General features: G+C 65.2%; 20 protein-coding genes and 1 pseudogene. 12 read left to right on the forward strand and 9 right to left on the reverse strand.

From position 1 onward, the window contains the following. The 8 genes from J7573_RS06835 to J7573_RS06870 all read left to right on the forward strand — a co-directional run. Nucleotides 1-132: muconolactone Delta-isomerase family protein (locus J7573_RS06835; protein ID WP_294331881.1), on the forward strand; the 132-nt coding region annotated here is incomplete at its 5' end. A gap of 38 nt (nucleotides 133-170) precedes the next feature. Further along, the gene (catA, locus tag J7573_RS06840; protein WP_294331296.1) at nucleotides 171-1,085 is read left to right on the forward strand and encodes a catechol 1,2-dioxygenase; all 915 of its coding nucleotides are present in this window, start codon (nucleotides 171-173) and stop codon (nucleotides 1,083-1,085) included. A gap of 174 nt (nucleotides 1,086-1,259) precedes the next feature. Next, nucleotides 1,260-2,459 (forward strand): benzoate/H(+) symporter BenE family transporter, encoded by a 1,200-nt coding sequence (locus J7573_RS06845; RefSeq protein WP_294331301.1) that lies wholly within the window; start codon nucleotides 1,260-1,262, stop codon nucleotides 2,457-2,459. A gap of 54 nt (nucleotides 2,460-2,513) precedes the next feature. Then, the gene (locus J7573_RS06850) at nucleotides 2,514-3,764 is read left to right on the forward strand and encodes an OprD family porin (RefSeq protein ID WP_294331304.1); all 1,251 of its coding nucleotides are present in this window, start codon (nucleotides 2,514-2,516) and stop codon (nucleotides 3,762-3,764) included. Between the two features lie 94 nt (nucleotides 3,765-3,858). Further along, a complete protein-coding gene (locus tag J7573_RS06855) occupies nucleotides 3,859-4,938 on the forward strand; it encodes a metal-dependent hydrolase (protein WP_294331307.1) in 1,080 nt (359 codons plus the stop codon). Nucleotides 4,939-4,941: 3 nt separating this feature from the next. Further along, nucleotides 4,942-5,616, forward strand: a complete 675-nt coding sequence (locus J7573_RS06860) for a TraX family protein (RefSeq protein WP_294331309.1) — start codon at nucleotides 4,942-4,944, stop codon at nucleotides 5,614-5,616. Nucleotides 5,617-5,679: 63 nt separating this feature from the next. After that, entirely contained in the window at nucleotides 5,680-6,591 is a 912-nt protein-coding gene (locus tag J7573_RS06865; RefSeq protein WP_294331311.1) for a LysR family transcriptional regulator, read from the forward strand. Nucleotides 6,592-6,690: 99 nt separating this feature from the next. Continuing rightward, nucleotides 6,691-7,671, forward strand: a complete 981-nt coding sequence (locus J7573_RS06870) for an LLM class flavin-dependent oxidoreductase (RefSeq protein WP_294331313.1) — start codon at nucleotides 6,691-6,693, stop codon at nucleotides 7,669-7,671. A 147-nt stretch (nucleotides 7,672-7,818) separates the two neighbouring features. On the opposite strand, the gene J7573_RS06875 is transcribed toward J7573_RS06870, so the two are convergent. The 4 genes from J7573_RS06875 to J7573_RS06890 all read right to left on the reverse strand — a co-directional run bounded on the left by J7573_RS06875 (nucleotide 7,819) and on the right by J7573_RS06890 (nucleotide 13,211). After that, nucleotides 7,819-8,916 carry an alkene reductase gene (locus tag J7573_RS06875; protein ID WP_294331316.1) on the reverse strand — a complete coding sequence of 366 codons (1,098 nt, stop codon included), beginning with the start codon at nucleotides 8,914-8,916 and terminating at the stop codon, nucleotides 7,819-7,821. A gap of 217 nt (nucleotides 8,917-9,133) precedes the next feature. Next, complete coding sequence (locus tag J7573_RS06880) at nucleotides 9,134-10,144, reverse strand: aldo/keto reductase (protein WP_294331318.1); 1,011 nt, start codon at nucleotides 10,142-10,144, stop codon at nucleotides 9,134-9,136. Nucleotides 10,145-10,224: 80 nt separating this feature from the next. Then, the gene (locus J7573_RS06885) at nucleotides 10,225-11,745 is read right to left on the reverse strand and encodes an FAD-dependent oxidoreductase (protein ID WP_294331321.1); all 1,521 of its coding nucleotides are present in this window, start codon (nucleotides 11,743-11,745) and stop codon (nucleotides 10,225-10,227) included. A 137-nt stretch (nucleotides 11,746-11,882) separates the two neighbouring features. Continuing rightward, nucleotides 11,883-13,211, reverse strand: a complete 1,329-nt coding sequence (locus J7573_RS06890) for an MFS transporter (protein WP_294331325.1) — start codon at nucleotides 13,209-13,211, stop codon at nucleotides 11,883-11,885. A 163-nt stretch (nucleotides 13,212-13,374) separates the two neighbouring features. Between J7573_RS06890 and J7573_RS06895 the strand changes: the two genes are divergently transcribed. Next, the gene (locus J7573_RS06895) at nucleotides 13,375-14,472 is read left to right on the forward strand and encodes a sugar diacid recognition domain-containing protein (protein WP_294331327.1); all 1,098 of its coding nucleotides are present in this window, start codon (nucleotides 13,375-13,377) and stop codon (nucleotides 14,470-14,472) included. 112 nt (nucleotides 14,473-14,584) lie between these two features. Continuing rightward, nucleotides 14,585-15,727, forward strand: coding sequence for a glycerate kinase (locus J7573_RS06900; protein ID WP_294331329.1), 1,143 nt, complete (start codon nucleotides 14,585-14,587; stop codon nucleotides 15,725-15,727). Here the strand turns inward: J7573_RS06900 and J7573_RS06905 are convergent. After that, on the reverse strand, nucleotides 15,665-16,681 hold the full coding sequence (locus J7573_RS06905; RefSeq protein ID WP_294331332.1) for a LysR substrate-binding domain-containing protein: 1,017 nt from the start codon (nucleotides 16,679-16,681) through the stop codon (nucleotides 15,665-15,667). The two genes, J7573_RS06900 and J7573_RS06905, sit on opposite strands and share 63 nt — an antisense overlap. A 147-nt stretch (nucleotides 16,682-16,828) precedes the next feature. Here J7573_RS06905 and J7573_RS06910 point away from each other — a divergent pair. Together J7573_RS06910 and J7573_RS06915 are read left to right on the forward strand one after the other, a co-directional pair. Then, a pseudogene (locus J7573_RS06910) lies at nucleotides 16,829-17,443 on the forward strand (SDR family oxidoreductase); the annotation flags it as partial. Continuing rightward, nucleotides 17,423-18,532, forward strand: coding sequence for an SMP-30/gluconolactonase/LRE family protein (locus tag J7573_RS06915; protein WP_363263358.1), 1,110 nt, complete (start codon nucleotides 17,423-17,425; stop codon nucleotides 18,530-18,532). The pseudogene J7573_RS06910 and the gene J7573_RS06915, both read left to right, overlap by 21 nt. On the opposite strand, the gene J7573_RS06920 is transcribed toward J7573_RS06915, so the two are convergent. The 4 genes from J7573_RS06920 to J7573_RS06935 all read right to left on the reverse strand — a co-directional run bounded on the left by J7573_RS06920 (nucleotide 18,522) and on the right by J7573_RS06935 (nucleotide 23,834). Then, nucleotides 18,522-19,502, reverse strand: a complete 981-nt coding sequence (locus J7573_RS06920; RefSeq protein WP_294331335.1) for a tyrosine-type recombinase/integrase — start codon at nucleotides 19,500-19,502, stop codon at nucleotides 18,522-18,524. The two genes, J7573_RS06915 and J7573_RS06920, sit on opposite strands and share 11 nt — an antisense overlap. A gap of 77 nt (nucleotides 19,503-19,579) precedes the next feature. Further along, nucleotides 19,580-20,452 (reverse strand): phosphate/phosphite/phosphonate ABC transporter substrate-binding protein, encoded by an 873-nt coding sequence (locus tag J7573_RS06925; RefSeq protein ID WP_294331338.1) that lies wholly within the window; start codon nucleotides 20,450-20,452, stop codon nucleotides 19,580-19,582. Beyond that, nucleotides 20,440-22,767 carry an EAL domain-containing protein gene (locus tag J7573_RS06930; protein ID WP_294331341.1) on the reverse strand — a complete coding sequence of 776 codons (2,328 nt, stop codon included), beginning with the start codon at nucleotides 22,765-22,767 and terminating at the stop codon, nucleotides 20,440-20,442. Before J7573_RS06930 ends, J7573_RS06925 begins: the two co-directional genes overlap by 13 nt. An 80-nt stretch (nucleotides 22,768-22,847) precedes the next feature. Further along, nucleotides 22,848-23,834 carry an SCO family protein gene (locus tag J7573_RS06935; RefSeq protein ID WP_294331344.1) on the reverse strand — a complete coding sequence of 329 codons (987 nt, stop codon included), beginning with the start codon at nucleotides 23,832-23,834 and terminating at the stop codon, nucleotides 22,848-22,850. Nucleotides 23,835-23,899 lie beyond the last annotated feature (65 nt).

The raw sequence follows: 23,899 nt of genomic DNA on the forward strand, positions 1-23,899 counted from the left end.
AGCGTATTCGACGTGCCCAGCGTCGAGGCATTGCACGACACGCTGATGCAGCTGCCGCTGTTCCCGTACATGGACATCGAAGTCGACGGCCTGTGCCGCCACCCGTCGTCGATCCACAGCGACGACCGCTGATCCAACCCTTTGCACAAGAACAAGATGAGGTATCCATCATGACCGTGAAGATTTCCCAAACTGCCGATATCCAGAAATTCTTTGAAGAAGCCGCCGGCTTTGGCAATGACGAAGGTAGCCCGCGCCTCAAACGCATCATCCAGCGCGTGCTGCAGGACACCGCACGCCTGATCGAAGACCTGGAAATCACCGAGGACGAATTCTGGCACGCCGTCGACTACCTCAACCGCCTGGGCGGGCGCGGTGAGGCCGGGCTGCTGGTGGCGGGCCTGGGCATCGAGCACTTCCTCGACCTGCTGCAGGATGCCAAGGATGCCGAAGCCGGCTTGACCGGGGGCACGCCACGCACCATCGAAGGCCCGCTGTACGTGGCCGGCGCGCCGCTGGCCCAGGGTGAAGTGCGCATGGACGACGGCAGCGAGGAGGGCGTGGCTACCGTCATGCTGCTCGAGGGCCAGGTGCTCGACCCGCAAGGTCAGCCGCTGGCCGGGGCCATCGTTGACCTGTGGCATGCCAATACCCGTGGCACCTATTCGTTCTTCGACCAGAGCCAGTCCGAGTACAACCTGCGCCGGCGCATCGTCACCGATGCCGAAGGCCGTTATCGCGCCCGCTCCATCGTGCCGTCCGGTTATGGCTGCGACCCGCAGGGCCCGACCCAGGAGTGCCTGGACCTGCTCGGCCGCCATGGCCAGCGTCCAGCCCATGTGCACTTCTTCATCTCGGCGCCGGGGCACCGGCACCTGACCACCCAGATCAACCTGGCCGGGGACAAGTACCTGTGGGATGACTTTGCCTACGCCACCCGTGACGGGCTGGTGGGCGAGGTGGTGTTCCATGAAGGGGCTGAGGGCCGCCATGCCGAGTTGAAGTTCGACTTCCAGTTGCAGAAGGCGCACGGGACCGAGGATGAACAGCGCAGCGGGCGGCCGCGGGCGTTGCAGGAGGCCTGATACACCGCGCTGGCTTCTTCGCAGGCAAGCCCGCTCCCACAGGTACGGCGCAAACCTTGAGACCTGTGGTGAGTCTGTGGGAGCGGCGGTGCGGCGATCCGGTTCACCCGCGAAGAAGCCAACACAAAACAAGAGCCAGCCACCAAGGCCGGCCGAAGCCTTGCGAGACGTCTCATGAAAACCCTGATCAAGGACTGCTCCCTGTCAGCCCTGGTCGCCGGCTGCATCGCGACCCTGATTTCCTACGCAGGCCCCCTGGTGATCATCTTCCATGCCGCCGAAGCCGCCGGCCTGTCCCACGGCATGCTGTCGTCCTGGGTCTGGGCCGTGTCCATGGGCAGCGCCGTGCTCGGTGCGGTGCTCAGCCTGCATTACCGGGTACCGGTGGTGATCGCCTGGTCGATCCCGGGTTCGGCGTTGCTGGTTACCGCCTTGCCCCAACTCGGCCTGGAGCAGGCCGTAGGTGCCTACCTGGTCGCCAACCTGGTCCTGCTGCTGATCGGCATCAGCGGGGCTTTCGACCGCATCATTGCGCACCTGCCTGGCTCCATCGCGGCCGGCATGCAGGCCGGCATCCTGTTCAGCTTCGGCACCGAGGTGTTCCGGGCACTGCCGCTGCAGCCGCTGCTGGTGCTGGCGATGTTCGCCACCTACGTGCTGATGCGCAGGCTGCAACCACGCTACGCCGTGGCTGCAGTGCTGGGTGTCGGCGCCATGGTGACCGTGGCCAGTGGTGCCTTTCGCAGCGAGGCGCTGGTGCTGGAACTGGCCTCGCCGCAGTGGATCACCCCGCAGTTCAGCCTGGCGGCAACCTTCAGCCTGGCACTGCCCATGGTGCTGGTCGCACTGACCGGGCAGTTCATGCCGGGCATGGCGGTGTTGCGCAACGCAGGCTACGCCACGCCGGCCAGTGCGCTGATCAGTGCCAGCGCACTGGCCGGCGCGCTGCTCGCACCGTTCGGTTGCCATGGCCTGAACCTCGCAGCCGTCACCGCCAGCCTGTGCACCGGGCATGAAGCCCATGAAAACCCGCGCCGGCGTTATATCGCGGCGGTCGCCGGCAGTGCCCTGTACCTGCTGCTGGGGATTGCCGGGGCGACGCTGATGTCGCTGTTCGCCGCGTTCCCTGCCGCGTTGATCGCCGCGCTGGCCGGGCTTGCCCTGTACGGCGCCATCAGCGAGGCCCTGGCGCGCAGCCTGGCCGAACCCAGCGAACGCGATGCCGGGTTGTTCACCTTCCTGGTCACCGCCTCGGGGGTGTCCTTCCTGGGCCTGTCGGCCGCGTTCTGGGGGCTGTTGTTCGGCCTGCTGGCCCATGGGCTGCTGCGCCTGCGTCGCCCGCAACCCAGCGAGGTGCTGCGCCGCACACCCTGAAAACCCGTGTTCCCCGCGCTTTATCCATAACAACAAGATCAAGAGAGCTTCGGAATGAACCACACCCCTTGCGTCGCCATCGGGCTGACTTTGCTCAGCCCCTCCTTGCTCGCGGCAGAAGGCGGCTTCCTTGAAGACGCCAAAGCCAGCCTCAGCGCCCGCAACTACTACTTCAGCCGTGATTTTTCCGACATTGTCGGGGCCAACCAGCAGTCCAAGGCCGAGGAGTGGGCCCAGGGCTTCATCCTCGACTTCAAGTCTGGCTATACGCCGGGCCCGGTCGGTTTTGGCGTCGACGCGCTGGGCCTGCTCGGCATCAAGCTCGACAGCAGCCCGGACCGGGTCAACACCGGCCTGCTGCCGGTGCACGGCGATGGCCGTGCGGCCGACGAGTACAGCCGCCTCGGCCCTACCTTCAAGGCCCGGCTGTCGAAGACCGAGCTGCGCGTGGGCGAATTGCAGCCCAACCTGCCAGTGCTGACGTTCAGTGATATCCGTCTGCTGCCGCCGACCTACCAGGGCACCAGCATCAGTTCGGCAGAAATCGACGGGCTGACCGTACAGGCCGGGCACCTGACCAGCACCCACCTGCGTAACGAGGGTGGCGACGGCAAGATGAACGCCATGCTTGGCCATGTACCCCAGCGCCAGGCCGAGAGCGATGCCTTCAACTATGTGGGCGGTGACTATGCGTTCAACGCCAACCAGAGCAGCGTCAGCCTCTGGTACGGGCAGCTTGAAGACATCTACCACCAGGGTTTCCTGGGCCTGAAGCACAGCAAGCCGGTGGGGGACTGGGTGCTGAGCGCCAACCTTGGCTATTTCACCGCCCACGAGGATGGTGATGCGCTGCTGGGCAAGATCGACAACCAGGCGTTCTTCTCGATGTTCACTGCCCGGCATGGCGGCCACAGCTTTGGCGCTGGCTACCAGGGCATCTATGGCGACAGCCCGTTCCCACGGGTGTTTGCCAACATCTCACCGTTGGGCAACGAAGTGCCGACCTATGAGTTCGCCTATACCGACGAGCGTTCGTACCAGGTGCGTTATGACTACAACTTTGCGGCGATGGGCGTTCCTGGGCTGACGGCGACGGTGCGTTATATCACCGGTAACAATGTCGACACGGGCCAGGGGTACGAAGGCAAGGACCGCGAGCGTGACCTGGACATTGGTTATGCCGTGCAGAGCGGCGTACTCAAGGGGCTGGGCATCAGGGTTCGCAATGCCATGGCGCGCTCCAACTATCGCAGTGACATCGATGAAAACCGGCTGACGCTGGTGTACACCTGGCAGTTGTTCTGAGGCATCGTCAGCCATTTGTTGTCACACAGCAGCGATTGCGCCACCTGGGTGTGGAGGGTTAGGTTTCCTCATTGCCACTGAGGAAGCCTGACCTTTGGATTCCATCACCCAAGCCGTGCTTGGCGCAGCGCTGCAAGGCACGGTTCTCGGCCGCATCCAGGGCCGTCGCTCGCTCATCTGCGGCGCCGCGCTGGGCACCGTGCCAGACCTCGACGTGGTTATCCGCTATGCCGATCCGGTGTCGCAGATGACCTATCACCGCGGCTTCTCCCATTCGCTCTTCGTCCTCACGGGCCTGGCCTTGCTGCTGGCCTGGCTGGTCAACTGGCTCGCTCGAACGCGCTGGCCCGACAAGGGCTACACCTTTTCCCGGCTGTTCCTGGCGTTCTGGCTGGTGCTGGTGACCCACCCGATCCTCGATGCATTCACGGTCTACGGCACCCAGCTGTTCTGGCCGCTGGCATTCACGCCGCTGAGCTGGGCGGCGGTGTTCATCATCGATCCGGTCTATACCGTGCCGCTGTTGGCGGCGGTGGTCTACGCGGCATTCAAGGGCTTGCAGGGCAGGGCGATACGGTGGTTGGGCCTGTCACTGCTGTTCAGCACGGCCTACCTGGGCTTCGGCCTGGCCGGGCGCATGGCCGCCGAACAGCGCTTGCAGACCGCGCTCGATACGCAGGGCATTGTCGTGAGCGAAGTGCGCGCAGTGCCGATGGCCTTCAACAGCCTGGTCTGGCGGGTGCTGGCGAAGACCCCGGATGGTTTTTACTACGAAGGCATCAGCAGCGCATTCGACCGCGAACCACCGGAAATGCAGCGCCTGCCGCTGAACCTGGACGCGGCGAAGGCGCTCAGCGGTTCTGCGTTGCTCCAGCGTTTGCGCTGGTTCAGCGACGACTGGCTGCGCTATGACGAGGTGGGTGACGCGTTGGTAGTCACCGACCTGCGCATGGGCATCCCGGGCAACTACACCTTCCGCTTCAAAATGGCCCACCGTGGCAGCCAGGGCCACTGGATCGTCGACCGGCCAAGCTTGTGGCAGGGCAGCGGCGCGATGTTCAACCGTGACGACCTGGCGCTGATCTGGCGGCGCATCCTCGACCAGCAACCGCCGTTGCCACTGGCAGCCTGGACCAGCAAGTACCTGGGGCAGGCCAGCGAGCCTGGGCACTAAAGCGTGCGCTCGGCGGGGCTGGACCTGGTCAAGTGGGTGGCGATCGTGACGATGGTCGCCGACCATGTGCGGTTCATCTGGCCTGAAGCGCAAGGCTTGTTCATCGTTGGCCGGTTCGCATTTCCCTTGTTCTGCCTGGCCATGGCGGTCAACGTGGCGCGTGCTGGCGACATCAACCTGCGCTACCTCGGCTGGTTGCTGGCGTTCGCCGTATTGTCCGAACCGCCCTATCGCTGGCTGGACCCAGACTCGCAGACCTTCAGCATCATTCCCACGTTGACCCTGGGGCTGCTGGTTGCATGGGGTGTACATCATCAGCAGGTTTGGGTCCGGCTGGGCGGGCTTGCTGCCGTTCTGCTCGCCGCGCTCTACAGCGAGCGTCTGATGTACGGCCTGCCCGGTGTGTTGCTACCGGCCGGCTGGCTGCTGGCGCGTCGGCAGGGCGGGCTGGCCTGGCTGCTGCCTTGCCTGCTGGCCGTGGCGGGCAACCTGACCAACAGCTGGCTGCGCGGGCACCTCGGGGCCCCGGTGACCTTGAGCACCATGGCCGCTGCGGCGCTGGCGATTCCCATCGGCTGCCTGCTGCTGCGGGCCGAGCATTGGCCGGTGCCAGCGGTGCGGCGCTGGGGCTATCTGTTCTACCCTGTGCATCTGTTGCTCATCAAAGTCCTGGTGTGAACCCTTGCAATGGCGCAAATCGCACCCATCTAAGCGGGTCTTTCGTATCCGCAGGAGCCCGCCATGGAACCCAACCGCTTCGGCGATATCGCCGCCTTCGTCAGTGCGGTGAAGGCCGGCAGCTTCACCGCCGCAGCGGCCAGCCTCGGCCTGACCCGCTCGGCGGTGGGCAAGAGCATCGCCCGCCTGGAGGCACGCATGGCCGTGCGCCTGCTCAACCGCACCACGCGCAAGTTGAGCCTGACCGACGAGGGCCAGGTGGCCTTCGAGCGCTGGCGGCAGATCCTCGATGACCTGGACGAGGTCGAGAGCACCATGGCCCTGCGTCGGGGCAAGCCAACTGGCACCTTGCGCCTGACCGCGCCGTTGTCGTTCGGCCAGCGTCATGTGCTGCCGATCCTGGATGCCTACCTCAAGCAGTGGCCGGAGCTGCGTGCCGATATTCGCTTCACCGACCGTTTTGTCGACCTGGTGGAAGAGGGCGTCGACGTCGCCGTGCGCATCGGTGCGCCCAAGGAGGATTCGCAACTGTTGACCCGCACGGTCGCCTGGCAGCAGTTCGTTACCTGCGCCTCGCCCGAGTACCTGCATCAGCACGGCGTGCCGCAGGTGCCGGCGGACCTCTACGGGCATGACAAGATCGCCTTCCTCAGTGGCGAGAAGTCGATGCCGTGGCGCTTTCACACCGACGAAGGGCTGCACCTGTGCGAGGAGCCCGGGCGGTTGAACATTGACAGTTCCGAGGCGATGGTCGATGGCGCCCGGGCCGGTTTCGGCCTGATTCACCTGCCGACCTACATCACTGGCGATGACCTGCGCGCCGGTACGCTGGTGGAGGTGCTGCATGACTATCGCCCGCCAGCAGATCCGATCCGTGTGGTTTATCCGAGCAAGCGGCACCTGTCGCCACGGGTACGCGGGTTCATCGACCTGTTGGTAGCGACCTGGGAGCAGGGCGTACCCTGGGAAGACTGATTGGGGACTGCCAGGCCCCTATGTGGGGCCTGAGGTCGGGTTTATCCCTGGCGCCGCAGCGCAGAAACTGGCGTCACTGATAATCCCTCTGGAGACCCCATGACTGCCCTGTCCGTACTGGATCTGGTCATGATCGGCGAAGGCAAGACCTTCGCCGACGCGATCGAAGAATCCCGCCAGCTGGCTCGCCACGTCGAGCAGCATGGCTACCGCCGCTACTGGATCGCCGAGCATCACGACATGCCCGGCATCGGTTCGGCTGCCACCTCGCTGGTGATCAACGAAATCGCCAACGCCACCCAGCACATTCGTGTCGGCGCCGGCGGCATCATGCTGCCCAACCATGCGCCGCTGGTGGTCGCCGAGCAGTTCGGCACCCTCGACACGTTGCATCCGGGGCGTATCGACCTGGGCCTGGGGCGTGCGCCCGGTACCTCGGGGCCCACCGTACGCGCCTTGCGCGGTGCAGCGCCGGAGCGCGACTTCAGCCAGGACATCGCCGAACTGCGCGACTACCTGGCCGACAACGGCAAGCGCCAGGTCCGCGGTGCGCCGGGCGCACACGATGTGCCGGTGTGGATCCTCGGTTCCAGCCTGTTCGGTGCTGACCTGGCCGCGAAGCTGGGGCTGCCGTATGCCTTTGCCTCGCATTTCGCACCGCGTTACCTGCTGCAGGCGATCGCCCATTACCGGGCAAACTTCCAGCCTTCTGCACAATTGGCCAAGCCGTATGTGATGGTGGGCGTGAACCTGTTCGCCGCCGACAGCGATGCCGAGGCCGATTACCAGGCCAGCTCGCACCGCAAGTGGATGCTGGACCTGCACGTCGGGCGCTTCGGGCTGCTGCCCAAACCGCAGGAAGGCTACGTGCAGAGTCTGCCGGGGCACGAACGCGCGGTATTGGAGCAAGTGATGGCGTGCACCATTGCGGGTGGCCCGGAGCGGGTGCGGGAAGGGCTGCGCTCGTTGATCGAGCAGACCGGGGCGGATGAGTTGATGATCGATTGCCGGATCCATGATCCGTTGGCCAGATTGCGCTCCCATGCCTATGCGGCGCGGGCGTTGGCCGAATTGCGTTAAACCTCACTGGCCTCTTCGCGGGCACGCCCGCTCCCACAGGTTCTGCACAGTGCTTGAGGTTTGTGCAATACCTGTGGGAGCGGGCAAGCCCGCGAAGAGGCCAGAACAGGCAACAAAAAAGGGAGCCATCGGGCTCCCTTTTCAATATCAGGCCTGCTTGAGGAACGGATAGTCGGTATACCCCTCAGGTCCGTTGGCATAGTCGAACTGCGCCCGATGCTCGTTCAACGGCGCCTGCAGCCGCAGCCGCTCAACCAGGTCCGGGTTGGCAATGTAGCTGCGGCCGAAAGCCACGGCATCGATCAGGCCACGGCTGATCAAGTCTTCCCCTTTCTCGGCGGTATAGGCGCCAGCAGCGATGATCACCCCCGGGTACGCGGCGCGAATCTGTTCACGGAATTCATCGCGCAGCGGCTTGCCGCCTGCCCAGTCCGGCTCGGAGAGGTGCAGGTAGGCAAGGTTGCGCTTGGCCAGTTCCTTGATCAGGTACAAGCCGGCGGCTTCCTGATCCTCGCCGTTGTCCACGCCATTGAAACCACCCAGCGGGAACACGCGGATGCCAATGCGCTCGGCGCTCCAGCTGGCGATCGCAGCGTCCACGGCTTCGAGGACGATGCGCGCACGGTTCTCGACGCTGCCGCCGTAACGGTCTTCGCGCTGGTTGGCGCTCGGGGTAAGGAACTGGTGCAGCAGGTAACCGTGGGCGGCGTGCAGTTCGATGAAGTCGAAACCGGCCTCACGGGCGTTGATCGCCGCCTGGCCGAAGTCGGCAACGATGGCGGTAATCTCGCCTTCACTCAGGGCGCGGGGTGTGGAGGTTTCCACCCGCATCAGGTTGCCTTGTTCGTCACGCAGGGTGGTGCGGGCATTGGCCGGCAGGGCCGATGGCGCAACCGGTGCTTCACCGTCGGGCTGCAGCGAGGTATGCGAAACGCGGCCGGTGTGCCAGACCTGCACGGCGCTGTGGCCGCCGTCGGCGTGGATGCCTTCGTTCACGACTTTCCAGGCGGCGATTTGCTCGGCGCTGTGGATGCCAGGGGAGCCGGAGTAGCCCTTGGCCTGGAAGGAAATCTGCGTGGCTTCGGTAATGATCAGACCGGCACTGGCGCGCTGGCGGTAATACTCGGCCATCATCGGCGTCGGCACGTCGCCAGGTTCCAGGCTGCGCAGGCGGGTGAGCGGGGCCATGAACACGCGATTGGGCAGGTTCAACGGGCCGATCTTCAAGGGTTGCAAGAGTTTCATTGCTGCTCCAGAGGTAGGTAAACCAATGGCGCGAACGATACCGGGATGATTGGGGAAAGGGGGGACCGGGATCCCGGCGTAGAGCTCCCCAATGGATGCCGCCTGTCCCGGCCTCTTCGCGGGCTTGCCCGCTCCCACAGGGGGATCATTTCCTTGAGGAGGGTGATGAACCTGTGGGAGCGGGCAAGCCCGCGAAGAGGCCGGTACAGGAGAACACTCAGCGCCGAGCCAACCGCCCACTGACAAAATGCGCCACGTCATTGAACCCTGGCGTTGACGCATGCCCCGGCGTCACCAGCGAATCGATGAATGCCTCGTCCTCTGCCGTGATCTTCACCTCCAGCGCCCCACCATAGGTATCCCATTGCGCCTCGGTGCGCGGCCCGACGATGGCCGAGCTGACCAGCTGGCTGTTGAGCACCCAGGCAATCGCGAACTCAACCAGGCCCACGCCCTTGGCCTGCGCGTAATCCTGCAGCTGCCGGGCAATGGCCAGTGATTCCTGGCGCCATTCCACCTCCATGATGCGCTTGTCCTGACGCGCAGCACGGCTGCCGGCCTCGGGCTCGGCCCCCGGCGCATACTTGCCGCTGAGCACGCCACGGGCCAGTGGGCTGAACGGTACCACGCCCAGGCCGTGATGTGCGGCGGCGGTCATTTGCTCAGGCTCGGCCTGGCGGTTGACGATGTTGTACAGCGGCTGGCTTACCACCGGCTTGGCCACACCCAGGCGCTCGGCGAGGTTGCAGATCTCGGCGATGCGCCAGCCTCGGTAGTTGGACACGCCCCAGTAACGGATCTTGCCCTGCTGCAGCAGGTCGCCGATGGCCCGCACGGTCTCTTCCAGCGGCACCTTGTGGTCTTCACGGTGCAGGTAGTAGATGTCCAGGTAGTCCAGGTGCATGCGCGTCAGCGTGGCATCGATGCCATTGAAGATGTGCTTGCGCGACAACCCGCTGCGGTTGGGCAGGCCATCGGTAGGCCCCATGCCGACCTTGGAGGCGACGATCCAGTCCTGGCGGTGGCGCGCCACCGCTTCGCCGACGATCTCCTCGGAGCGGCCGGCGTTGTACACGTCAGCGGTGTCGATGAAGTTGATGCCCTGGTCCCAGGCCTTGTCGATGATCCGCAGTGCATCCTCGGTGCCGGTCTGCTCGCCGAACATCATGCTGCCCAGGGTCAGGGCGGAGACTTGCAGGCCGGATTGGCCCAGGGGACGGTAGATCATGCCGAGTATCCTTTGCGGGGAATGATCCGCTTGTTTTACACAGAACCGACGGGGTTTGAAAGGCCGCAGGGGCGGTGAATTCAGCCAATCAGCTCGAGGGCTTCATCCAGGCTCAAGGGCCGCTTCAGCCGTTGTGACAGCGTCGCCATGGCATCTGAATAGCCCTTGGCAACCACCGCCTCGACCTGCTCCCCGACACACTGCAGGGCAATGAAATCGCCTTTCTCCGGCTCACCGACGAACTCGATGCGGTCCCAGTCCCGGGCGTGTCCCAGCACCTCGTAAGTGCGGCCGTACTGGTAGGTCCAGAAGAACGGCACATCGTTGTAGCGGCGTTGCTCACCCAGCATGTTGGCCGCCGCAATCACTCCGTGCTGCTGGGCCAGCCGCCAGTGCTCGATGCGCACCGGCTGCCCTGCGTGGGGGAAAGTGGCGATATCGCCAGCGGCCCACAACCCATCGGCGGCATGCAGTTCGGCATCGACCGACACTGACTGGTCTTTGGCCAATTGCACACCTTGCACGATCGCCGTGGCCGGCTTTACGCCCGTTCCGAGTAGCACCAGAGGGGTGCTCAGCTGCTCGCCATTGGCCAGTTGCACGGCTTCGACCTTGTCTTCGCCCAAAAAACGCTCGACTTCGGTCGGGCCATGGAACACCACGCCCTTGCGCTCATGCAGTTCGCGAATGCAGCGCCCGATCCGCTCGCCCAGCTGTTTGGCCAACGGTACTTCGTGACGCGTGACCACATGCACCTGCGCGCCATACTTGCGAAGTGCCGAAGCGGCTTCGAGGCCAATGAAGCCGTCACCAACGATCACCACCGGCTGCCCAGGTTCGGCGGCATCGAGCAGGCGCGCGGCATCCTCGCGCGAGCGCAAGGTCATGATGCCGGGGAGGTCGACACCCGGCAGCTGCGGGCGCAACGGCTTGCCGCCGGTGGCCAGCAGGGCGGCGTCGTAGTCGATGTGCTGGCCGTCGGCGAGGGTGATCTGGCGCTTTTTCGCATCCAGCGCACGGACCTTGCCGAAGCGCCGGTCCAGATGCCCCTTGCGCAGCTGATCGGATTCCAGCAAGGCGGACACCTCGTCGGGCGCCATCTCCCCGGCAATGACAAATTTGCTCAAGGCGGTGCGATCGTAAGCGGGCTGGCGTTCCTGATCGAGCCAGATCAGGTGCCCGCCGAAGCCGTGGTCGAGCAACGTGGCCACAGCCGCCGAGCCGGCAGCACCGGCACCGATCACCACGAAGGTGCGGGTATCGCTGTGGCGTGGTGGCTCGTTCTGTGGCAAGGGTTGGTCATCGACCCACACTTCACCGTCCTTGACCCATGCCCGGTACCTGCGCAGGCCCGTCAACGCCGGTGGTTCGCACACCGCGCCTTCATCGACGGCAAACGCGGCCTTGTGCCAGGGGCAGACCAGCAGGCCGCCACAGATCACGCCTTCTTCCAGCGGCGCACCTTCGTGCGGGCAGTTGCCCTGGTAAGCATGGACCTGATCGCCTTGGCGGATGAGGATCATGTCTTCGTTGCCGGCCTGGACGCGCAAGGGGCGCTTGGGGTCGAGCTGTTCGAGGCGGGCCACGGCGTGCTGGGTCATGGGGCTTCTCCAAAGGGGGCCTTTGGAACCATTTGACGCCTGAGGTGGGAGAGGGATGCGTTGACCTGACGATCGGTGGGGGTATGGGCTCTTGCCTCTATCACGGCGGTTCGGTACCCCGAACCGCCGCGAATGCCTTAATCGGCCCGTGCAGAACTCAGCGCACCGGCCCGGGTAACCCGCAGGGCCACCAGGCTACCCAGCACGATCAGCGCGGCCAGCGAATACAGCGCAGCATCGGTAGAGCCAGTCTGGTCCTTGATGAAACCGACCAGGTACGGGCTGAGGAAGCCGGCCATCTGGCCCACCGAGTTGATGATCGCCAGGCCCGCCACCGCGGCACTGGCGCTGAGCAGCGCGGTCGGCATCGGCCAGAACATCGGCAGGCCGGTGAGGGCGCCCATGGTGGCGATCGACAGGCCGAGGATGGCGATGGTCGGGTTGCTGGCGAAGTTGACCGCGATCAGCAGGCCGACGGCGCCCATCAACATTGGTACCACAAGGTGCCAGCGCCGTTCATTGCGCAGGTCCGCCGAGCGGCCACAGAGGATCATGAACACGCCAGCCAGCAGGTACGGAATGGCGCTGAGCCAGCCGATCAGCAGCGGGTTTTCGAAGCCCATGTTCTTGATGATCGACGGCAGCCAGAAGTTGATCGCGTACACGCCGCTCTGGATGCAGAAGTAGACGAAACCGAAGGTCCAGATCAGCGGGTTGGTCAGCACCGCCATCACGCTGTCGCCGGTGGTGTTGGGCTTGCTGGCGGCGTCGGCCTCAAGGTCGGCGGCGATCAATTGGCGTTCGGCCGGGCTCAGCCAGGCAGCTTTCTGGTAACCGTCGCTGAGCAGTTTGATGGCCAGTACACCGAGGGCGACGGTTGGCAGGCCCTGGATCAGGAACATCCACTGCCAGCCGGCCAGGCCATGCTGGCCGGCGGCGAAGTGCTGGAGGATCCAGCCGGAGAACGGCCCGCCGAGCAGGCCCGACACCGGAATCGCCGACATGAACAAGGCCATGATGCGGCCACGGCGGTCAGCCGGGAACCAGCGCGAGAGGTACAGCACCACGCCGGGGAAGAAACCTGCCTCGGCGGCGCCGGTGAGCAGGCGCAGGGTGTAGAACTCGGTGGGGGTGGTGACGAACAGCAGACAGGTCGACAGGCTGCCCCAGGCGATCATCATCGCCGCAATCCAGCGCCGCGGGCCGAAGCGGTTGAGCGCCAGGTTGCTCGGCAGGCCGCAGAGCACGTAGCCGATGAAGAAGATGCCGGCGCCGAGGCCGTACACGGTTTCGCTGAACTTCAGTGCATCGAGCATCTGCAGCTTGGCGAAGCCGACGTTGACGCGGTCCAGGTAGTTGAACAGGTAGCAGATGAAAATGAACGGGATCAGCCGCAGGGTGATGCGCCGGTACAGCGCGTTGCGGGTGATATCGGTGCCTTGGTCAGGGGCGGGGCTGTGTGCCATGATCGTGGTCTCTGTTGTTATGGTTGTCGCCGCGTCGCCTGTGCCGGCGCTCGCCCTGACGAGTCTCGGGGACGGCGGCGCGCCTGTCTTTGTGCTTTTGCACAGCGTATCGCGGATGGCGCTGTGCCGCCGTACAAAAGCTGACACGATTAAGGATCGCTGAATGTTCGAACTGGACCATGACCTGGCGCAGGATATCGTCGATCGGGCGATGGCCATTCTGCCCTGCAACGTCAACGTCATGGACAGCCAGGGGCTGATTCTCGGCAGTGGCGAGCCGGAGCGCATCAACACCCGCCACGAGGGGGCGCAGCTGGTGTTGGCCAATGGCCGGGTGGTCGAGCTGGACGTCGACGCGGCCAAGTGCCTCAAGGGCGTGCAGCCCGGGGTCAACCTGCCGTTGATGCTCGACGGGCGCCTGATCGGCGTGCTCGGCCTGACCGGCGACCCGCAGCAACTGCGTACCTACGGCGAGCTGGTGCGCATGACCGCCGAGATGCTTCTGGCGCAACGCCATCTGCAGGTCGAACAGCAGTGGCGACGCCAGCGCTGCGATGACCTGCTGGCGTTGCTGCTCGGCGGCAGCGGTGATTCGCCACGGTTGCTGGACGAGGCCCAGCAGTTGGGCCTGAAGCCGCAATTGCCACGTATCCCATGCCTGTTCGAGTTGCGCTCAGGGCCACCTGCCGAAACCCTGTCGACCTGGTTGATGAGCCGCTACCCGGAAAGCTGGTGTGTCAGCCCGGCGCGTGAGTCGCTGCTGTGGTGCCGCCCGGCGGGGCTGGTGCTGGATGAAGCACGCCTGATCGAACGCCTGCGGCGCCACGGCTGGGAGGTCGAACGCCTGGCGCTGGGCAGCGTGGCGCAGAGCTTGGAGCAATTGCGCCGCGGTTATCGGCGTGTCCGCGACTTGTTGGCCTACGGCCGCGAAGTGCTGCCGAAAGAGCAGCTGCTGTGCCTTGGCCGCTATCGCCTGCCGGCGTTGCTCTGGCGCCATCGCAACGAAGACGCGCTGGATGAATTGCTCGAACCGTTGCAGCGCATCCGCGCCAAGGATGCCAGTGGCCAGCTGTTGACTACCTTGCGCGCCTGGTGCGCGCACGATGGCCAGAGCCAAGCCTGTGCCGATGCTCTGGGCATCCACCGCAACAGCCTGCGCTACCGCCTGGAGCGCATCGCCGAACTGGGCGAAGTAGACCCGTTGCGGCTGGAGGGCATGCTCAGTTTGTACCTGGGGCTGCAACTGCTGCCGGTCGATTGAGCGCCGCCAAAGGCATTTGCCCAAACAACCCCGCCGGCCTTTTGTGCATCCGACTGAGGCCGCGGCGCCAGACAGCTGTCAGCATGCCTGTTATCAGGACAGGAGAATCCCCATGAAAATCGTCATCGCCCCCGACTCGTTCAAGGACAGCCTCGACGCTGCCGGTGTCGCCCGTGCCATTGCCCTCGGCCTGGGCGAGGCGCTGCCGGCTGCCGAACTGGTCGAATGCCCGATGGCCGATGGCGGCGAAGGCACCATGGAGGCGATCGTCGCTGCCAGCCATGGCGAGCTGCGCCGGCTGACTGTGCGCGGGCCGCTGGGGCAGCGGGTGGAAGCCGGTTGGGGCTGGCTGGCAGAAAGCCGCACCGCGGTCATCGAGATGGCCCAGGCCAGCGGCATCCAGCTGGTACCCAGCGGCCAGCGCGATGCCTGCCGCAGCAGCACCTGGGGCACCGGCGAGCTGATCGCCGCCGCCCTGGCGGCCGGGGCGCAACGTATCGTCCTGGCTATCGGCGGCAGCGCCACCAACGATGGCGGCAGCGGCATGCTGCGGGCGCTGGGCCTGCGCCTGCTGGACGCCGACGGGCAAGCGCTGGAGGAGGGTGGCCTGGCCCTGGGCCGGCTGGCCCGTATCGACGCCAGTGACCTGGACCCACGGCTGGCCGAGGTGCAGGTCGACGTGGCGGCGGATGTCGACAACCCGCTGTGTGGCGCCAATGGCGCTTCGGCGATCTTCGGCCCACAGAAGGGCGCCAACCCCGAGCAGGTGCAGGCGCTGGACCAGGCCCTGGGCCATTTTGCCGACCACTGTGCACAGTTGCTGGGTGAAGACGTGCGCGACTTCCCAGGGTGCGGTGCGGCCGGGGGCATGGGCTTTGCGGCCAAAGCCTTCATGGGGGCGCGCTTCCGCCCGGGCGTGGAAGTGGTCGCCGAGCTGGCTGGCCTGGACGCGCTGGTGCAAGGCGCCGACCTGGTGATTACCGGTGAAGGGCGCTTCGACGCCCAGACCCTGCGCGGCAAGACGCCCATGGGTGTCGCCCGGGTGGCCAAGCGTCACGGGGTGCCGGTGGTGGTGCTGGCGGGCACCCTGGGCGAAGGCTACCAACAGCTGTATGCCCACGGTATCGACGCAGCCTTTGCCCTGGCCAACGGGCCGATGACCCTGGAGCAGGCGTGCGTGAATGCCGCGCAGCTATTGCAGGACCGTGCCGGCGATATCGCCCGTGTCTGGCAATGCGCCAGGCAGCAGCGCTGATACGTCGCAGCCCTCCTGCAGCAGCGGGCTCTGCAGGGTATCGGCAAAGCGCCGAGGCGCGCCCTGCTGGAGCATGGCAATGAAACTGCCCAGCGCTGGCGAGGCGTTCTCGGTGTTCCAGTTCATGTACAGGCCCATGCTTGGCGTGGGCTGGCCCTTGATTGGCCGGATCGGGCGGAACTGCACGCGGTCGCGCAAGCTTGAGTAGGCGATCGATTCCGGTACCAGGGCGACACCGAAGCCGCAGGCCACCAGCCCGACCTGGGTGTGGATCTGCGCCGCCTCCTGGACGATCCTGGGGTGGAAACCGGCCGACGCGCACAGGGCGATCAGCTGGCCGTGATAGCCGCTGCCCAGCGCCTGCGGGGTGAAGACGAAATCCTCATCGGCAAAATTGCGCAGGTCGACCACAGGCTGCCGCGCTTCGGGATGGTGGGCCGGCAAGGCCATGACGATCTGCTCGCTGAGCATCAGGCGTGATTCGAGGGTGTCTGCCGGCAGTGGCAGCTTGCGCATGAAGCCGACGTCCGCTTCCCCGGCCAGCAATGCCTTGGCCTGGGAGGCAGAGGGCATTTCGCGGATGGTCAGGCGCACGTTCGGGTAGGTTTCGCGAAACTGCTTCAGGGTGGTGAGCAGCGACGCGTAATAGGCGATGGAAATGGCGGTGATGGTCAGTTTGCCGCTGATGCCTTGGGAGACATTGCGCGCGTACTCGATGCCTTGCTCCAGTTCCCTGAGCGTGCGGTAGGCCGTTTCCAGAAACGCCACGCCGGCAGCAGTGAGCTTGACCGCCCGTTTGTTGCGCAGGAACAGGCTGAAACCCAGCTTGTCTTCGAGGCGGCTGATCGCCTGGCTCAGGGGCGGCTGGGCCATGTGCAGGCGCAGGGCTGCCTTGTGAAAGTGCAGCTCCTCGGCGACGGCAATGAACTGCCTGAGCAAGCGTGTCTCGATCATTCCCAATTCCTTCGACGAGCCGGGACGGCGGTGATATCCCAGAGATATCAAAGTTGCATGCTTTTAATATTAAGTCATTGATTTTTTTGTTGTTATCGTAAAAAGGAGAATCGCAAGGGCTCTACAATGCCATTTACAGACCCATTCATGGGCAAAGTCGCCATCGTCACCGGTGCTGCCCAGGGCCTTGGCCTGGACTACGCCATGGCGCTTGCAGCCCGTGGCGCCCGGGTCGTCATCAGTGACCTGGGCACCGATCGGTCAGGTGAAGGGCAGGACCCGACGGCCGTCAGCGCTGCGTTCGAAACCCTGCGCGGCAGGGGCTTCGACGTGGTCGCGCATATCGGCCAGCTGGAACATGAAGACGCCTGCCGGCAACTGGTCGAGCTGGCCATCGAACACTTTGGCGCACTGGACATCCTCATCCACAACGCCGGCTGGGTGGACTACCAGGGCATCGAGACCCAGGAACAGGCATTCCTCGACCGGGCCCTGGGCATCAGCGTGCATGCGCCGGTGTGGCTGGCCAAGCATGCCTGGAAGCACCTGAAGCGCTCAGCGGCACCGCGCATCGTGCTGACCACTTCCGACCGTGCGATGTACCAGCGTTACGCCCAGCCGGGGCTGGTGGCCTATGCGGCGGGCAAGATGGCCCAGGTCGGCATCATGAACGCCCTGAGCATGGAAGGGCAGGAGCACGGCATCCTGGTCAATGCGATCTCGCCCGTGGCCAAGACCCGCATGTGGGGCGTCAGCCAGGCACCACAAGAGCTCAAGCCGGAGTGGGTGACCCCGGGTGTGCTGTACCTGGCCAGCGCGCTGTGCCACGACACTGGCTATATCCTGCGGGCCAGCAACGGCCAGTTCACCGCCACGCGCCTGTGCGAGAACAGCGGCGTCAGCTACCCGCGCGACCTGGCGCGGGTGGAGGCTGCCAGCCTGGCCGAAGTTGCTGCGCGCTGGAGCCGCATCAAGGAATGCCACTACCAACCGGTTAAAGTTGCCAATACCCGTGCCGACCTGGGTGAGAGCCCGGTCTGGGATGCGCAGACGGGGGCGTTGTACTTCGTCGATATCACCGGCGGGCGCATCAACCGGCTGCTGCCCGATGGCGAGGTGGAGCGGCTGTATGAGTCGGCCGCACGCATTGGCGCACTGGCGTTGACCGACCGCGGCAACCTGATCTTCACCGAAGACGCCAGCGCCGTGCTGCTCGACCTGGCCACCGGTCGGATCCGCCAGTACTCGGTACCTGTGCATCCGCGCTCGACCTATCGCTTCAACGATGGCGCCTGCGACCCGCAGGGGCGCTTCGTCACCGGCCTGATGGACGAAGCCCCGAGCGGCCAGACCGGGGCGCTGTTCCGCTTCGATGGCGAACTCCATGACGAGGTGATCCATTGCGGCCTGACATTGCCCAATGGCCTGGCCTGGTCGGCCGACGGCCAGACGTTGTTCATCGTCGACTCCGCCGAGTGCAAGATCTACCGCGCCGAGTACCTTGCACAAGGGCGCCTGGAGCAGGTCAGCCTGTTCGCCGAGACGCCAGCGGAACTGGGCCGGCCGGACGGCATTGCGCTGGACCGGGAAGGTGGGCTGTGGGTCTGTCAGTTCAATGGTAGCTGCCTGCTGCATTACGACCGTCATGGCCACCTGACCGATCAGGTGGTGATGCCGGTACCGCGCCCGACCAGTTGCTGCTTTGGCGGCGAGGACCTGGATACCTTGTACATCACCACCGCACGGGTCGGCATGGCACCGGCGCAATTGCGGCATTACCCGGATGCGGGCGACCTTTACGCGATCCGCCCGGAGGTGGGTGGCATTGCACGCTATGCCTTCAAGGAATGAGCACCTGCCCTTGATTGGCCGGTAGCACGGCCAGCTCGCCAAAGCGTTGCGCGGCATCGATATAGCGCAATGCCGACTTGGCGTCCTTCCAGCCCACGTAGCTCATCAGGGCCTTCAGCTCCCAGCCATTGGCCGTTGCCCAGGTGGCAAAGCCGCGGCGCAGGGAATGGCCGGTGTACAGCGCGGCGGGTACGCTGGCACGTGCCAGCATGCGCCGCAGCAGGCCGACCAGGCTGTTGCTGTTGAGCGGCGTGTCGCTGAGGTTGCCCCAGCGGTCGAGCTTGCGAAATACCGGGCCGTGGGCGATGCCCGCCACCTCGATCCATTGCAGGTAGGCATTGACCGGGCACAGTGTCTTCAGTGCCGGGGTGCGGTGCTGCACGCCCAGTGCTTCGCGGTCGCCCTTGCTGCGCGGCAGGAACAGGGTGATGCCAACGCCGGCTTCAGCCTGGATGTGCTCGACACGCAGGCGCGCCAGTTCGTCGCCGCGAAAGCCGCGCCAGAAGCCCAGCAACAGCAGGGCGCTGTCACGGCGGGCGCGGCGCAGGGCCGGCAGGTCGTGGCACTCGCGGGCCTGGGTGGCTTCTGCTTCGAAACGCTCGACGGCTGCCTGCAAGTGTTGCAGCAACAGCGGGGCGGCTTGCCTGGGCGGTGTCGGATGCAGGGTACGGATGCCGCGCAGCACCTGGCGCACCAGCGGCGCCTTGGTCGGGTCGGGGAAGCCCTGGCTGATGTGCCACTGGCTGAGTGCTGCCAGGCGCTGGCGCAGAGTGCTGACTGCGTGCTGTTCGGCGTGATCGGCCAGGTAACGGGCGATGCTGTCGGCGGTGGCCGGCAGGAACCCGCCCCAATGGGCCTCGAAGTGTTCGATGGCGGCCTGGTAGCTGCGCCGAGTGTTGTCGCGGGTGGCGGCGCGGACGTAGCGCTCGATGTCGGTCATGGCTGGCAGGTTGGTGAGAGACCGTGACACGATAAAGCTAATTGGTCCGCCTGTCCCGGCCTCTTCGCGGCTTTAGCCGCGAAGAGGCCGTATCAGGTGACACCGGATCAGCGGGGTAAAGAGGCATCCATCAATTGCCGCAGCGGCGCATATTCAGCCTGGCTCACCGGCACCAGCCCGCTGGCATCCTGGGACGCGACAAAGGCGGCCATGGCCTTGGGGTCGTCCAGCATCGCTGCGCGAATGCGTTCCTTCAGTGCCGGGCACAGGCTGGCGCTGAACACATAGGGGTCGTAGTAGATCGGTCGTGAACGCCATTGCACCTTGAGTGCAGCCGGGCTCAGCGCATGCCGGGCGAGGTAGGCATCGGCCCGCTCGCTGGCGACGAAGGCGGCATCGACCCGCCCATCGAGCAACGCCTCCAGCGCCTTGTCGTGGGTCCCGGCATACACCAGCGCGCCGAAGAACTGTGGCAACGGCGAGCCGACTTCGGCCGGGAACTCGACACTCGGCACCAGGCTGCCAGAGGTGCTGGCCGGGTCGCTCAGGGCCACGCGCTTGCCGCGCAGTTGCTCGATGTTTTCGACGCTGTTGCCACGGGTCAGCAGCAGCGCCTGGTAATGGCTGCCGGCCGGTGTGTAAGGGCCAGCGCTCAAGGTGAAGGTGGCGAACGGTTCGATGCCGGGGTCGCGGCGGTTGGCCAGGACAAACGACGCTGGCCCAAGCCGGGCGATATCCGCGCCGCCGGAGACGATGGCGTCCACTACGCTTTCGTAGGAGGCGGCAATCACCAGCTCCACCGGCACGCCCGCTGCCTGGCTCAGGCGTTGCAGCAGCGGCTGATGCTCGCGGACCATGTCCTCGCTGCTCTTGATCGGGATCACCGCCAGGCGCAGGCTGCGCGGCGTGCAATCGGCCAGGGCGGCAGAGGCCAACAGATTGGCCAGCAACAGCGCGGCCAGGGTCTTCACAACACGCATGGCTTTTCCTCGATACCGTTGAAGGGCGGGTAGTCACGCAACTGCGCCGGCGACAACGGCCGGCTGAAGTGATAGCCCTGGGCGATATCACACCCGGCGAGCTTCAGGCACACCACCTGCTCGCGGGTCTCGACGCCTTCGGCCACCACTTCCAGGCCCAGGCGCTTGGCCAGGATGATGGTCGAGGACACGATCGGGCTGTCGTCATAGCTGTTGGACAACGGTGCGATCAGCGAGCGGTCGATCTTCAGCTTGCTCAGCGGCAGTGACTGCAGGTGCGCGAAGCCGGCATAGCCGCGGCCGAAGTCGTCCAGGCTGATGCCCAGGCCGGCGGCACGCAGGCGATGCAGGTGATCGACGGCGGTGCCTTCCGGGTCGAGGATGGTGGTTTCGGTAATCTCCAGCTCCAGGCGCTGCGGATTGATGCCGTACAGCTGCAGCTTGGCCAGCAGGCGGGTGCTGAAGTCGGCCTGGCGCAACTGCATGGCCGAGACATTCACGGCCAGCCGTGCCTCACGGCCTTGTGCATCCCAGCGGGCCAGTTCTTCGCAGGCCAGGCGCAGCACTTCCCAACCCAGCTCGATGATGAAGCCGCTGCGTTCGGCCAGGCTGATGAAACGGTCTGGGTAGAGCAGCCCGAATTCGGGGTGATCCCAGCGCACCAAGGCTTCATAGCCCAGTACTCGGTGGCTATCCAGGCGGATCTGCGGCTGGTAGTGCAACACGAACTGGCGCTCGGTCAGGGCCGTGCCGAAGGCTTGCTCGAGGGTGAAGGCCTGGATGTCGGAAAGGTTGAGCGAGGGGTCGAAGAAACGATACTGGGCGCGCCCGGCCTGCTTCGCCGAGTACATGGCGGCATCGGCACAGCGGATCAGGCTGTCGATGTCCTGGCCATCACGCGGGCAGATGCTGACCCCGACACTGGGGCTGGTGTTGACCTCCTGGCCGTCGAGGGCGTAGGTGGCCGAGAGTTTCTGCACCAGCGTGCGCACCCAGCTGTTGATCTGCGCCTCGCTGCGTTCGCCTGCCAGCAGCACGACGAATTCGTCACCGCCAAAGCGCGAAGCCTCGTCGCCGGGTTCGAGCAGGCGCTGGATGCGCCCGGCCACCGCCTGCAGCAACAGGTCGCCGATCTTGTGCCCGAGCGAGTCGTTGATCGACTTGAAACGGTCCATGTCGATGAACAGGATGGCCATCAAGCGGCGCTTGCCGCGTTGCCGGGTCAGCGCCTGCCCGGCGACTTCGACGAACTGGCGGCGGTTGTGCAGGCCACTGAGGTGGTCGGTGGCGGCGGCGTGGCTGCTGCGCCGGTGTTCGTCTTCCAGGCGACCGATCAATTGCTGGTTGACCTGCTGCGCGTGCTCCAGGGCGCTGAACGCCTCCTGGCGCTTGCGTAGCAGGCGCAAGGTCCAGGCCAGGCTGGCGAGGATCATCAGGGTCATGCTCAGGTTCAGCCAGAATTGCCGCGAATAGGCCAACGTGGAAGGGGCGAGAATCTCGTCGTAACGCTGACTGACCACCACGCTGAAGCCACGCTCGGGCACCCGCCGGTACAGGCTCTGGTACGGGACTCCGGACGCGTACTGGGTCAATTGCCCGGCCGTCTCGTCGGCATCTGCCATGTCCGGTTCGAAGCTGTCGCCTGCCACCACCACGCCGCTGGTATCGATGCGCAGGCGCTCCTGGCCATCGTCCTGGATCAGGCGCATCAAGCCGCTGTCGCCAAGGTCGATGTGCTGGAAGAGCACCGCCAGGTAGCCAATGTCGAGCTGCACCACGAGAATGTTGTCGATCTCCCGGCCCGGCAGGTCGGTCAAGGGCAAGAGGAAGGGCAGGCGCCAGTTGGGCATGGTCGGTGACGAGGTATCGGGGGCGATCCGTGGCAGGAAAGGTTTGAAGCCGTAGTGGGCGACATGCACCTTCAATTGATCCAGCCATTGCGCTGGCAGCTGCGCGGCCTCGTCGCTGTGGCTGGCTGAAAGCAGCCGACCCTGGCGGTCATACAGGCTCATGCGCTTGAACACCGGGTCCTCAGCGAGCAGCCTGGCCAGGCTCAAGCTGCCCTCGCGCAAGGTTTTCATGTCGTCCTGGGTTACCCGGCCCACGGCCTGGGCGCGGTCGACCAGCTGACGCAGGCTTTCGGCAACGATGCTGGCCAGGTTCAGATGCTCGGCCGCCTTGGCCGCCAGTGCATCCTGGCGCGAGGCGGCCTTCTGGGTGACATGCAGCCCCCAGAGGAAGGTCAGGGTGGCTGCACAGAGCATCAGGATCAGCAAGCGCAGGAGGCTTGCGGAGGAGAGAGAGCGACGGATCACTGCTGTTTTTCCCGACCCTGGGTGAAGGTCGAAAAATACGACAGGCAGATGACAGCCTCATGACTAGTGGCTAATTGCCTTTAAGGTTTCCCCCGATCCGCCAGGGGCGCCTGTATGCGCGAGGTCTCTTCCTGCAGGTAGGTGATCAACGCGGTGATCTCGGTCTCGCCCAGGCGCATGTTGGGCATGGCCAGGCGGTTGTATTGTTCATAGAGCAGGGTGGCCAGCGGCTCCTTCTCGGCGAGCATCTGGTCTGGCTCCTTCAGCCAGCGTATCAGCCAGCTGGGGTCGCGTTGCTGGGTCACGCCGAGCAGGTCGGGGCCGATGCCGGGTTGGCCGGGTTCGGTGTTGCCCACGGTGTGGCAGGAGGAGCAGCGGGTGCGGAAGATCTGTTCGCCGCTGCTGGGCGGGCGGATTTGCGGTGCGCTGGCGTAGTCGTTGGCCATGGCACTGGCCTGTTTCCAGTTGTGCAGGCTGTTGCCCAGGCGGTCGGCGAGGATGTACGGGCTTTCGAAGGGCGAGGCCTTCATCCAGCGGCCAGTGGCCTGGTTGCCGATAATCAGGCTCAGGTTGTGGTCTTTGGAGCGGCCGTTCTCCAGGCCTTCGATGTACAGGCCCAGGCGCCGGCGCAGCTGTTCGATGTCTTCAGGCTCGCCAGTGAGCAGGGTCCAGCCGGGGCCGATGCCGAACTTTTCGGCATAGCGCTTGAGCGTGGCGGGGGTGTCGTTGTAGGGGTCGATGCTGATGGAGTAGAGGAAGATGTCCCTGCCGACCCGGTCCCCGAGGATCTTCTGCACCTGGCGCAGGCGGGCGGTTTCCACCGGGCAGGAGTCGGAGCAGCCGGTGAAGATGAAGTTGATCGCCACCACCTTGTCCTTGATCAGGTCGTCGAAGAACCGCACCTGCTTGCCGTCCTGGGTGACCAGTGGTGTGTTGGGGAAGTAGTCGGCGCCCCATGGGGTGGCCGCTTCGGCCGTTTGCATCGATTGTGCCGATTTTATCGGCCAGTAATGGGTACCGGCGGCGAACAGGGTAAGTGCGAGCAGAACACGCCATGACAGGGCCATGATTTACGTCCTCTGAGTTGCGGTGAGTCGCGAAAGGGCCGCAGAGCGGCCCCTGTGCAACGCGT

The organism is Pseudomonas sp., from assembly GCF_017744435.1.
In the GTDB taxonomy this organism is placed as follows: domain Bacteria; phylum Pseudomonadota; class Gammaproteobacteria; order Pseudomonadales; family Pseudomonadaceae; genus Aquipseudomonas.